8 protein-coding genes and 1 pseudogene are annotated in these 12,646 nt (G+C 71.4%); 2 read left to right on the forward strand and 7 right to left on the reverse strand.

All coding sequences use genetic code 11. The features are described 5' to 3' along the window. Positions 1-18 precede the first annotated feature (18 nt). The 4 genes and pseudogenes from ACZ4UB_RS19860 to ACZ4UB_RS19875 all read right to left on the reverse strand — a co-directional run. Positions 19-1,437: pseudogene (locus ACZ4UB_RS19860) on the reverse strand (DUF1906 domain-containing protein); the annotation flags it as partial. Between the two features lie 60 nt (positions 1,438-1,497). Continuing rightward, positions 1,498-2,592, reverse strand: a complete 1,095-nt coding sequence (locus ACZ4UB_RS19865; RefSeq protein ID WP_468071759.1) for a hypothetical protein — start codon at positions 2,590-2,592, stop codon at positions 1,498-1,500. Continuing rightward, positions 2,589-2,810: a hypothetical protein gene (locus tag ACZ4UB_RS19870; protein WP_468071761.1), complete on the reverse strand. Its 222-nt coding sequence runs from the start codon at positions 2,808-2,810 to the stop codon at positions 2,589-2,591. The genes ACZ4UB_RS19865 and ACZ4UB_RS19870 overlap by 4 nt, the downstream gene beginning before the upstream one ends. A gap of 97 nt (positions 2,811-2,907) precedes the next feature. Next, a complete protein-coding gene (locus ACZ4UB_RS19875) occupies positions 2,908-4,095 on the reverse strand; it encodes a DNA sulfur modification protein DndB (protein ID WP_468071763.1) in 1,188 nt (395 codons plus the stop codon). Positions 4,096-4,442: 347 nt separating this feature from the next. On the opposite strand from ACZ4UB_RS19875, the gene ACZ4UB_RS19880 reads away from it, so the two are divergent. Next, entirely contained in the window at positions 4,443-4,697 is a 255-nt protein-coding gene (locus ACZ4UB_RS19880; protein WP_468071765.1) for a hypothetical protein, read from the forward strand. A 19-nt stretch (positions 4,698-4,716) separates the two neighbouring features. After that, entirely contained in the window at positions 4,717-5,259 is a 543-nt protein-coding gene (locus ACZ4UB_RS19885; protein WP_468071767.1) for a GntR family transcriptional regulator, read from the forward strand. 148 nt (positions 5,260-5,407) lie between these two features. Here ACZ4UB_RS19885 and ACZ4UB_RS19890 read toward each other — a convergent pair whose 3' ends face one another. The 3 genes from ACZ4UB_RS19890 to ACZ4UB_RS19900 form a co-directional block, all read right to left on the reverse strand. Beyond that, positions 5,408-6,868, reverse strand: a complete 1,461-nt coding sequence (locus ACZ4UB_RS19890) for a glutamate synthase subunit beta (RefSeq protein ID WP_468071769.1) — start codon at positions 6,866-6,868, stop codon at positions 5,408-5,410. Continuing rightward, complete coding sequence (gltB, locus tag ACZ4UB_RS19895; RefSeq protein ID WP_468071916.1) at positions 6,861-11,426, reverse strand: glutamate synthase large subunit; 4,566 nt, start codon at positions 11,424-11,426, stop codon at positions 6,861-6,863. The genes ACZ4UB_RS19890 and gltB overlap by 8 nt, the downstream gene beginning before the upstream one ends. 373 nt (positions 11,427-11,799) lie before the next feature. Further along, positions 11,800-12,531, reverse strand: coding sequence for a VIT1/CCC1 transporter family protein (locus ACZ4UB_RS19900; RefSeq protein WP_354384494.1), 732 nt, complete (start codon positions 12,529-12,531; stop codon positions 11,800-11,802). Positions 12,532-12,646 lie beyond the last annotated feature (115 nt).

The raw sequence follows: 12,646 nt of genomic DNA on the forward strand, positions 1-12,646 counted from the left end.
CACGTCGACCTGGTTGCGGTCGATGTTGATCGTCACGCCGTCGTAGGTCTCGTCGTGGTCGCCCTGGTACTGGTGAGCGCGCCGGCGCCCGCCCCACTGCCCGCCGCCCGCGGGCAGGCCCAGGTCCGAGTCCGTGACCGAGGCGCGCCCGTTCCAGGCCGCGGCCCAGACGACGTCCGGGACGGCGCGCCCGGTGCGCGCGTGCTCGGCGCTGAGCGCCTTCACGCCCGAACCGGCCGCGAGGTAGGCGGCGGCCCGGTAGCCGAGCGCGTGCAGCCGCTGGGTCCAGGCGGTGACGTACGCGACCACCGGCCGGTCCCAGGTGGCCCGGTCGGTGTAGTTCTCCAGGTCGTTGTAGAGGACGGTGCCCGCCCCCAGGCCGAGCGAGCGGGCCGCCGAGGCCGCGCCGTCGGCGGCCGTCCGGCCCTGCGCGGCCGCGGTGTCAGGGTCGGTGGACAGCCCGGTGGTGGCACTGCGCCAGGGCTGGCGACCCACCCAGATCGGCATCAGGTGCCAGCCCGCCGCGCTCTGCCGCTTGACCCAGTCGGCGGTCAACTGCGGCTGGGCGCAGGCGCGGGCGCCGCCGCCGATGTAGATGCCGACGGCGCCGAAGGGGGACTCCTCGCCCCAGCCGTCCATGGTGGCCTGGCCGGGCGCGGTGCACGCGTCGAAGCCCGGGCCGGTGTAGGCGCCCGGCGTGACCGAGGCCACCGGTACGGGGACGGGCCGCAGGACGGAACCGGGGGACGCGGGCCGGCCCGGCACGGTGGCCGGGGGGCCGGCGTGGCCCCCGGGGCCGCCGACCGGGCGGGCGCCCTCGATCACGGCGCGGACCGCGGTGGGCGTGTCGCCGTAGGAGGCCGTGGCCATCACCCCCGACTGGGCGAGGGCGTAGCGCAGTTCGTTGCTGGGCGTGCGGGGCCCGGTGACGGGCAGCGCGGTGCCCACCGGTACGTCGACGGTCGGCACGTCGGCGCGCGGCGGGGCGTCCCGTACGGGCTCCAGGTGCAGGGTGTCGGCGCGGTCGGCGACCGCCCGGCCCGCGCACTCGCCCTGCCTCCCGGCGTGGCCGACGTACAGCGTGGGCACGTCCAGGCGCAGGCAGGCGTCGGGGGTGCGGTCGAGGTCGACGACCCGCCAGTTCGCGGGGAGCGTGAAGCGCAGCCCCCGGTAGTCGTACTGGCCGGGCCCCGGGCCGGGGCCAGGGTCCGCGGCGGCGACGGGCCCCACCGCGGTGAGCCCGCTCAGCGCGAGCACGACCCCGCAGCCCGAGGCGACCAGCCGCCTCAGCCCCCGCCTCCCGCCAGCGGCGGACGCGCCGGAGCCTTTGCCGGGGCCATCGCCACGACCCTCGCCACACCACTCGATACGACTCTCGACACGACTCTCGACACGGCACTCGACACTCGACATGACCTTCGACATGGCTCGCGACATGACGCTGTGTATACAGGTGCCGCGGCCTCCCGGAGACCCGGCGAGGCCGCGGCGGCCCGGCTAACTACCCGCCTGGTCCTGGAAGGCGGGCAGCTCGAAGACGCGCTGCTTGCCCGCGTCGTCCATCAGCTCCACCAGGGGCAGGACCAGCTCCCACAGGTCCCGCTCGTCGACCTCGCGGACGAGCGCGTCCAGCTCCCCGTCGCCCAGCAGGGCCGCGGTGTCGGCGACCACCTTGCGCCCGTCCTCGGGCAGCACGCCGACCAGCGGCAGGAACTCTCCCCACAGGCCGGTCCCGACGACGGCGCGGACCACCCCGCGCAGCACCTCGGGCTCGCGGAGCGCCTCCAAGCGGGCGACGGCCGTACGGTCCTCCTCCCCCAGTAGCGCGACCAGCGGGAGCAGCGCCTCCCACAGGCCGCGCTCGTGGGTGGCCCGGACCAGCGAGTCGAGGGCGCCGCCGTCCAGCCGGGCCGTCAGCTGGGCGATCCGTTCGCGCTGTTCGCCGTCGACCGACCCGGCGACGGCGAGGGCCTCCTCCCACAGCCCGCCCGCGGCGGCCGCGCGCACCACGCCCGCGAGCCGCTCGTCGCCCATCAGCCGCAGGACGTGCGGCAGCCGCTCGGGCTGGTCGACGTAGAAGCCGGTGCGCAGGACGGCCTCGTCGTCGACCTGTTCGAGGATCCGGGTGAGCGCCCGGTCGCGGATGTGGCCGACGAAGCGGCCCATGGTGAGGAAGTCGGCCGACTCGGCGAGCGCGACGGCGATGCGGACGAGCAGGCCCTCGTCGAGCCGGTCGACCACGCCCGCGATCCGCCGGGGGTCGAGGTGGGCACAGGAGTCGACGGTGAAGGGCACCGGGAGCTTCTCGATGATGTCGGCGGCCCGCCCGGGGTCGAGCCGGCCCGCGACCGCCGCCGCGAGGCGGGGGCCGAGCGCCTTCTGCGAGATGGCGGCGGCCACCGCGGCCGGCACCAGCTTGGTCGCGGCGGCGATCCGGTCGAGCATCTCGGGCGCCCCGTCGTACAGGACGGCGGTGACCTGCTCGCGGAAGCGGCGCACGTCCTCGGCGGGCACCGCCTCCAGGAAGCGCAGCGCCTCCGGATCGCCCTCCCCCAACAACCGTGCCACCTTCTCCACCTCGGCGCGGCTCACCGGAAGAGCACCTTGCGCACGGCGCCGCGGGCGAGCGCGGGGACGAGCTTCAACGCCTCCTCGGCGGCGTCGCCGAGCCCGACGGCCTGCCGCTCCCGCTCCGCGCGCAGCGCGTCGGCGAGCCGCCCGAGCTCCCCGTCCGCCAGCCCGGCGAACGACCCGGGCACCGACGCCCCCTTCAACTCCACACCCAGCCTGGCGAGTTCCTCTGCACCCACGGGACGACCTCCCACGACGGCGACACCACGACAACGGCTCGCCCCCGAGACTGATCCCACTTTGACTATTAGTCAATACTCGCGGGTAGCAGTGCCCTCAAAGCCCTCGGACCTTGCAGCCCGACACCGATTCGGGGTCGGTCAGAGCGTCGTAAACCTTGTACCCGGAGTCCTTGGCACCACCGCCCCAGGTCACCTTGCCGTCGGAGCGGACCGTGGCGGCGACCCCGCCCCAGAAGCGGGCGTCCCGCTCCCACCGCACGTCGCCGAGCAGCGCCATGACGTCCTCGCCGTCGTCGCTAACGCCCGACCAGGGCATCGCATGATGCAGGGTGGCCCCGAGCCCTGCGAGCACGGCGGGCGCGGTGATCGCGGACCGGGAGGCGAACGCCTCGGCGAACCGATTGATGACCTCTCCCAGCAGGGACGTCACCGCGTCCATCACCTCCTCCGCAGTGAAGTCCCCCGGGAGGTCGTGGAGGGTGACGCCGCCGGAGGTGGACTGGATGCCGGACTTGCCGAGCAGGGTGGTGACCACGAGGGTCCGCACCGCGGAGAGCGTCACCCACTCGCGCGCGCTACTGGCGATCTGCCGCTTGCCCGTGAGGACGTAGTCCGTGAGGCGGACCTTCTCGCCCCGGAGCGTGACGACCACGTTGTCCACCAGCGCGCGCGTCACGGTGGTCGCCAGATCGCGCGAGTCCATCGACAGGGCGAGCGACTTGTCGACGGGCACGCCCTTCAGGTTCCGGTCATGGAAGATCTGTCGCGCATGGCCGGTGGAGACGCCGTGGAAGATCTCGAAGGCCACGTTGGCCTGCGAGAAGTCGAAGCCCTCCAGTCCGTAGTCCCGATAGTTCTTGCGCACCCGGTGCATGGCCGAGACCTGGGTCTCGGCGTCGACCGCAATGATCAGATCGCGGAGCGGAAGAAACGTCTTCCCACCCCGGCCGATACTCAGCGGCCTCGGACACCACCAGGTGAGCGGCGGCACGGACCAGCCGTCGCTGAGCTCACCCCTGATCCCCTGCGCGATGTACTCGGCGTAAGACGTGATGTTCCGGGCCTTCGACGTCCCGGCGCCACCGATCAACCTCTGCACCTGGCTGCGCAGTTGCGCGTATTCACCGAGCCCCAGGTCCACCCGCCCGGAAGCGGAGAGCTCCACGAGCTGCGGGTCGTGGACGATCGCCAGGACACTCTCCCAGTCCAACACCCCGATGGCGAGCTTCGGCCGGACCTCCATCACGGTCACCGGAAGCCCCGTCCGAATGGGCTCAAGCACGCCGTTCCCCTTCCTGCGGGCGGCCATTGACACCGCACTCTCCTGCCCCACTTCGGCGATGCTAGCAACTGTCACACCCCAACTGCGGCGCGAATCCCCGTGGATACGACTACACCGCAGTTCACCGAGGGCCAGGCTGCATTCGTCAGGTCGAGGCGGCAGCATCGCTCAGCCAACTCAACAGAGCGGCTCACGATGGACGTTGGACTGAGCTAGGCTGACCTCAGCAGACACCTGGAAAGAGTTTGGGGGGACCGTCCTACCGGTCCCCCCAAGGTCCAGTGGCGTCCGCATGCATCAAGGCCGCTTAGCCGTCAACAACAAGTGAATCCACTGGAGGCTCCATCATGTCACGTCCCCTCGACGAGGCACTCGGGAACGAGCACGGCGGGCACGGCGGCGGGTATGCCCCCGTCTTCCCCCGCCCCGCCTGGCGCGACCGCGCGATCGGAGGGCTGTCGGTGGCGCTGGTGGAAGCCGTCAGCGCTCCCTGGCTGCCAACCTTCTCCACCCACGAAATCCTCGCGGTCCAGTTCGGCGCGGTCCTCGCGTACTACGCCACCACGTACGTCCGCCTGGAGCGCCGCCCCCACCGGGCCTGACGGGAATACGGAGAGCAGCATGAGCGAAGGCCGCTGGACCAGTGCGTCGATGCCGTACCTGACGCCCCGCGCGGCGGGGGCGGTGGACGCGTGGACGGCCGAGGCAGCGGCCCGGGGGCGGTCCGGCGGGCAGCGCATCCTGTACGCCGGGGAGCAAGCCGCGCCGGAGGAGGTCGCCCGGATGCTCCGGCTCCCCGCCGGAGGGGGCGTCGTAAGGCGTCGGCGTCTGATCGAACTGGACGGGATCCCGACCGAGTTGACGGACAGCTACTACCCCGCGACCATCGCGGCGGGGACCCCTTTGGCGGGCACGGCGAAGATCCGCGGCGGCTCCGTCACGCTGCTCGCCGCGCTGGGGCACGTCGGTGTCCGCGCGGTGGAGCACGTGACGGCCCGGTTGCCGAGCCCCGAGGAGTGCGAGCACCTGCGCACCGGCCCCGGCGAACCGGTCCTGGTCCTGTCCAGGGTCACCCTGGACGCGGCCGACCGCCCCCTCCAGGCCGACGTGATGGTCATGCCCGCCGACCGCGCGCAGCTGCGCTACGCGACCCGGATCGGCTGACCCCACCCGCCCCCGGGCATGCCACAGCGCCCGCCTTCCCTGGTCGGAGACTGGCGGGCGCCGTGTCAGAGTCCCGTACGCCTTTGTACGGACCGTTTGAGGGCCTCCCCTCCCCGGAGTTCCGGGGGGGGAAGGGGGCCGGGGGCGGTTACACCATCAGCGAGCGGTCCGTCGGCTTGACCGGGTACGGGAGGGTGCTCGCGCCCGTCAGGAAGCGGTCCACGCCGCGGGCCGCGGAGCGGCCTTCGGCGATGGCCCACACGATCAGGGACTGGCCGCGGCCCGCGTCGCCGGCGACGAAGACGCCGTCCACGTTGGTCGCGTAGGAGGCGTCCCGCGCGACGTTGCCGCGCGCGTCCAGCTCCAGTCCGAACTGCTCCACCAGGCCGTTGGCCTGGTCGGTGCCGGTGAAGCCCATCGCGAGGGTGACCAGCTGCGCCGGGATGACCCGCTCGGTGCCCTCCTTCTGGACGAGCTTGCCGTCCTCGAAGGCCACCTCGACCAGGTGCAGGGACTGGACGTTGCCGTCCTCGTCGCCCTCGAAGTGGGTCGTCGAGACGGAGTAGATCCGCTCGCCGCCCTCCTCGTGGGCCGAGGTGACCTTGTACAGCATGGGGAAGGTCGGCCACGGCTGGCCGGCCGGCCGGTCCTCGGAGGGACGCGGCATGATCTCCAGCTGGGTGACCGAGGCCGCGCCCTGGCGGTGGGCGGTGCCCACGCAGTCCGCGCCCGTGTCACCGCCGCCGATGACGACGACGTGCTTGCCCGCGGCGGTGATGGGGGGCGCCACGAAGTCGCCCTCCTGCACCTTGTTCGCCAGCGGCAGGTACTCCATCGCGAAGTGGATGCCGTTCAGGTCGCGGCCCGGGACCGGGAGGTCGCGGGAGACCGTGGCGCCGGCCGCGATGACGACCGCGTCGTAGCGGCGGCGCAGCCCGTCGGCCGGGATGTCCCGACCGATCTCGACGCCCGTACGGAACTTGGTGCCCTCCGCGCGCATCTGCTCGATGCGGCGGTTGATGTGCACCTTCTCCATCTTGAACTCGGGGATGCCGTACCGCAGCAGGCCGCCGATGCGGTCCGCGCGCTCGAACACCGCGACCGTGTGACCGGCCCGCGTCAGCTGCTGGGCGGCGGCGAGTCCCGCCGGGCCCGAGCCGATGACGGCGACGGTCTTGCCGGACAGCCGGTCCGGCGGCTGCGGGGTGACGTCGCCGTTGTCCCACGCCTTGTCGATGATCGAGACTTCGACGTTCTTGATGGTGACGGCCGGCTGGTTGATGCCGAGCACGCACGCCGACTCGCACGGAGCCGGGCACAGGCGGCCGGTGAACTCCGGGAAGTTGTTCGTGGCGTGCAGGCGCTCGGACGCGGCGGTCCAGTCCTCGCGGTAGGCGAAGTCGTTCCACTCGGGGATCAGGTTCCCGAGCGGGCAGCCGTTGTGGCAGAACGGGATGCCGCAGTCCATGCAGCGACCGGCCTGCTTGCTGATGATCGGCAGCAGCGAACCCGGGACGTAGACCTCGTTCCAGTCCTTCAGCCGCTCGGCGACGGGACGGGAACAGGCGGTCTCGCGGGGGGTGGTGAGGAAGCCCTTCGGGTCAGCCATGGGTCGCCGCCTCCATCATCTTCTCGGTGGTCTCGGACTCGGAGAGTCCGGCCCGCTCAGCGGCGTCCTTGGCGGCGAGCACTGCCTTGTACGTGGTCGGGATGATCTTGCTGAAGCGGTCCACCGAGACGGACCAGTCAGCGAGGAGCTTGGCGGCCACGGTCGAGCCGGTCTCCTCCTCGTGGCGGCGCACCACATCGTGCAGCCACTGCTTGTCGGCGTCGGACAGGTCGGTCTCGACCGCGCCCGCGTTGCCGACGTTGACGTTGCAGGGGTCGAGGTCGATGACGTACGCGACGCCGCCCGACATGCCGGCCGCGAAGTTGCGCCCGGTCTCGCCCAGGACCACGGCCTGGCCACCGGTCATGTACTCGCAGCCGTGGTCGCCCACGCCCTCCGAGACGACCAGGGCGCCGGAGTTGCGGACGCAGAAGCGCTCGCCGGTGCGGCCGCGCAGGAACATCTCGCCGCCGGTCGCGCCGTAGCCGATGGTGTTGCCCGCGATGGTCGAGTACTCGGCCAGGTGGTCGGCGCCGCGGTCCGGGCGGACCACGATCCGGCCGCCGGAGAGCCCCTTGCCCACGTAGTCGTTGGCGTCGCCCTCCAGGCGCAGCGTGATGCCGCGCGGCAGGAAGGCGCCGAAGGACTGACCGGCCGAACCCGTGAAGGTGAGGTCGATGGTGTCGTCGGGCAGGCCCGCGCCGCCGAACCGCTTGGTGACCTCGTGGCCGAGCATGGTGCCGACGGTCCGGTTGATGTTGCGGATCGCGACCTGCGCGCGGACCGGGTGGGCGGCCTCGGCGTTCGGGGCGTTCAGCGCGTCGGCGGACAGCCGGATCAGCTCGTTGTCGAGGGCCTTGGCCAGACCGTGGTCCTGCTCGATGACGGCGTGGCGGACCGCGCCCTCGGGCAGCTCGGGCACGTGGAAGAGCGGGTCCAGGTCGAGGCCCTGGGCCTTCCAGTGCGCGACGGCCTTGGTGGTGTCGAGGAGTTCGGCGTGACCGACGGCCTCCTCGATGGTGCGGAAGCCCAGCTCGGCGAGCAGCTCGCGCACCTCCTGCGCGATGAACTCGAAGAAGTTGACGACGAATTCGGGCTTGCCGGAGAAGCGGTCGCGCAGGACCGGGTTCTGCGTGGCGATGCCGACGGGGCAGGTGTCGAGGTGGCAGACGCGCATCATGACGCAGCCGGAGACGACGAGCGGCGCGGTCGCGAAACCGAACTCCTCGGCGCCGAGCAGCGCGGCGATGATGACGTCGCGGCCGGTCTTGAGCTGGCCGTCGGTCTGGACGACGATGCGGTCGCGCAGGCCGTTGAGCAGCAGCGTCTGCTGGGTCTCGGCGAGGCCGAGCTCCCAGGGACCGCCCGCGTGCTTGAGCGACGTCAAAGGAGACGCGCCCGTACCGCCGTCGTGGCCGGAGATGAGGACGACGTCCGCGTGCGCCTTGGACACACCGGCGGCGACCGTGCCCACGCCGACCTCGGAGACCAGCTTCACGTGGATGCGGGCGGCCGGGTTGGCGTTCTTGAGGTCGTGGATCAGCTGAGCCAGGTCCTCGATGGAGTAGATGTCGTGGTGCGGCGGCGGGGAGATCAGGCCGACGCCCGGGGTGGAGTGCCGGGTCTTGGCGACCCACGGGTAGACCTTGTGGCCGGGCAGCTGGCCGCCCTCGCCGGGCTTGGCGCCCTGCGCCATCTTGATCTGGATGTCGTCCGCGTTGACCAGGTACTCGCTGGTGACGCCGAAGCGGCCGGAGGCGACCTGCTTGATCGCCGAGCGGCGCGCCGGGTCGTACAGGCGGTCCGGGTCCTCGCCGCCCTCACCCGTGTTGGACTTGGCGCCCAGCTGGTTCATGGCGATGGCGAGGGTCTCGTGGGCCTCGCGCGAGATGGATCCGTACGACATGGCGCCCGTGGAGAAGCGCTTGACGATGTCGGCGACCGACTCGACCTCGTCGATGGAGATCGCCGGGCGTGCACCGGAGCCCTCGCCGTTCGCGCTCGTCTTGAAGCCGAAGAGGCCGCGGAGCGTCATCAGCCGCTCGGACTGCTCGTTCACCCGGTCCGTGTACTGCTTGAAGATGTCGTACCGGCGGTTGCGGGTGGCGTGCTGGAGGCGGAAGACCGTGTCCGGGTCGAACAGGTGCGGCTCGCCCTCGCGGCGCCACTGGTACTCGCCGCCGATGTCCAGCGCGCGGTGCGCCGGGGCGATGCCGGAGACGGGGTACGCCTTGGCGTGGCGCGCGGCCACCTCCTTGGCGATGACGTCGAGACCGGCGCCGCCGATCTTGGTGGCGGTGCCGCTGAAGTACGTGCCGACGAAGTCGTCGTTCAGGCCGATGGCCTCGAAGACCTGGGCGCCGCGGTAGGAGGCGACCGTGGAGATGCCCATCTTGGACATGACCTTCAGGACGCCCTTGCCGAGCGCGTAGATCAGGTTCTTGATGGCCTGCTCGGGCTCCAGGTCCGCCAGGAAGGTGCCCGCGCGCAGCAGGTCCTCGACGGACTCCATGGCCAGGTACGGGTTGACCGCGGCCGCGCCGTAGCCGATGAGCAGGGCGACGTGGTGGACCTCGCGGACGTCGCCGGCCTCGATCAGCAGACCCACCTGGGTGCGCTGCTTGGTGGCGATGAGGTGGTGGTGCACCGCGGAGGTGAGCAGCAGCGAGGGGATCGGCGCGTGCTCGGCGTCGGAGTGCCGGTCCGACAGGACGATCAGGCGGGCGCCGTTCTCTATGGCGGCGTCGGCCTCGGCGCGGATCTCCTCGATCCGCGCGGCGAGCGCCTCGCCACCGCCCGAGACCCGGTAGAGGCCCGAGAGGGTGGCGGCCTTCATGCCGGACATGTCGCCGTCGGCGTTGATGTGGACGAGCTTGGCCAGCTCGTCGTTGTCGATCACCGGGAAGGGCAGGGTGACGCTGCGGCACGACGCGGAGGTCGGCTCCAGCAGGTTGCCCTCGGGGCCCAGCGAGGACAGCAGCGAGGTGACGAGCTCCTCGCGGATGGCGTCCAGCGGCGGGTTGGTGACCTGCGCGAAGAGCTGGGTGAAGTAGTCGAAGAGCAGCCGGGGGCGCTCGGACAGGGCCGCGATCGGGGAGTCCGTGCCCATGGAACCGAGCGGCTCGCCGCCGGTACGGGCCATCGGCGCCAGGATGATCTTCAGCTCTTCCTCGGTGTACCCGAAGGTCTGCTGGCGGCGCGTGACCGAGGCGTGGGTGTGCACGATGTGCTCGCGCTCGGGGAGGTCCTCCAGCTCGATCTCACCGGATTCGAGCCACTCGGCGTACGGCGCCGCGCCCGCGAGCTCGGCCTTGATCTCGTCGTCCTCGATGATCCGCTTCTGGGCGGTGTCGACGAGGAACATCTTGCCGGGCTGCAGGCGGCCCTTGCGGACGACCTTGGCCGGGTCGATGTCGAGGACGCCGACCTCGGAGCCGAGGACGACGAGGCCGTCGTCGGTGACCCAGTAGCGGCCGGGGCGCAGACCGTTGCGGTCGAGGACCGCGCCGACCTGGGTGCCGTCGGTGAAGGTGACGCAGGCCGGGCCGTCCCAGGGCTCCATCAGGGTGGAGTGGTACTGGTAGAACGCACGGCGGTCGGGGTCCATCGAGGTGTGGTTCTCCCACGCCTCGGGGATCATCATCAGCACGCTGTGCGGGAGCGAACGGCCACCGAGGTGGAGCAGCTCCAGGACCTCGTCGAAGGACGCCGAGTCGGAGGCGTCGGGCGTACAGATCGGGAAGATCCGCTCCAGCGCGCCCTCGCCGAAGACGCCGGAGGCCAGCTGGGACTCGCGGGCCTTCATCCAGTTGCGGTTGCCCTTGACCGTGTTGATCTCGCCGTTGTGCGCGACGAAGCGGTACGGGTGGGCGAGCGGCCAGGACGGGAAGGTGTTCGTCGAGAACCGCGAGTGGACCAGGGCGAGCGTCGAGGCGAAGCGACGGTCGGAGAGGTCCGGGAAGAAGGGCTCCAGCTGGCCGGTGGTCAGCATGCCCTTGTAGACGATGGTGCGGGCGGACAGCGACGGGAAGTACACGCCCGCTTCGCGCTCGGCGCGCTTGCGCAGCACGAACGCCTTGCGGTCCAGCTCGATGCCGGTGCTCCCGTTGCTCACGAAGAGCTGGGAGAACGCGGGCATGGTGGCGCGGGCGCCGTTGCCGAGCAGGTCGGGAGCGACCGGCACCTCGCGCCAGCCGAGCACGGTGAGGTGCTCCTCGGCGGCGATGGCCTCGATCTGCTCCACGGCGACGGCCTGTGCGGTGCCGTCGGCGGGGAGGAAGGCGATGCCGACGGCGTACGCGCCGGCCTCGGGCAGCTCGAAGTCGGTGACCTCGCGCAGGAACGCGTCGGGGACCTGGCTGAGGATGCCCGCGCCGTCGCCCGAGTCGGGCTCGGAGCCGGTGGCCCCGCGGTGTTCGAGGTTCCGCAGTACGGTCAGCGCCTGCTCGACCAGCGTGTGGCTGGCCTCGCCGGTGAGGTTGGCCACGAAACCGACGCCACAGGCGTCGTGCTCGTTGCGCGGGTCGTACATGCCCTGCTGGGCGGGGCGACCGTCCATGGGCGACCAGGCGGTGGTGCTGGGGCCGGTCGCGGAGTGCGTGGATGCGGAACGCATCGGGACTCCCGTCGTCGTCGTGGCATATGCATAGCCGAGGGACGACGTTGGCCCTCTGCGAAATTTCGTGCAGGTTACATGATGGCGGCAATCCCGGGAACCGGATATCTCGTTCCAGCATGCGGACACTGCGCGAATCGGAAAGAGGGGACCTGCGCGGGCGGATGCGCGGGGCGGAAGTCCCGTGTGGGCTGGGCATCATTGCCCAACCGCCTAAGCCTTATTGCCCACCGGACACACGATCGAAACCGATCGAAACCGGTGAGTAACGAACTACTTATGCGGCCCTATGCATAGTGTCTCATCCTCCGAGCGGTCAGCCTACGACGCCACCGATCCACGTGCCCAGGATGTACGTCACACCCGCGGCCGCGCCACCCAGGAGCAGCTGGCGCAGGCCGCTGTACCACCAGGACCGGGCGGTGACCCGGGAGACGACGGCGCCGCACAGGAACAGGCCGACCAGGGCCAGCAGCACCGCGGGCCACAGCGCGGTCGCGCCGAGCAGGTACGGCAGTACGGGCAGCAGCGCGCCGAGCGCGAAGGCGCCGAACGACGACACCGCGGCGACCAGCGGCGACGGCAGGTCGTCCGGGTCGATGCCCAGCTCCTCGCGGGCGTGGATCTCCAGCGCCTGCTCCGGGTCGCGGGACAGCTGCATCGCGACCTCGCGGGCGAGGGCGGGTTCGACCCCGCGCGAGACGTAGAGCTCGGCCAGCTCCTCCATCTCGTCGACGGGGTGCTTCTTCAGCTGCTGCCGCTCTATGTCCAGCTCGGCGAGGACCAGCTCGCGCTGGGAGGCGACCGAGGTGTACTCACCGGCCGCCATCGAGAAGGCGCCCGCGGCCAGACCCGCGAGCCCGGTGATGACGATGGTCTGCGTCGCGACCGCACCGCCCGCCACACCGGTCATCAGGGCGAGGTTGGAGACCAGTCCGTCCATGGCACCGAAGACGGCCGGGCGCAGCCAGCCACCGTTGACGTCACGGTGGGTGTGGTTGTCGCGGTGGGCCTCGTGCAGCGGTGCTTCGATGTCGATGATGGACATGTGGTTCTACTCCCCTTTTGATGCGAAATGGGTGCGCGCGAGCACGACACGGGTATGCCCGGGCCTGTGCAGGCACCCACTCCCCCTGAACACCTCGAAACTACGCACGATTTCT

The organism is Streptomyces sp. NPDC028419 (assembly GCF_055565515.1).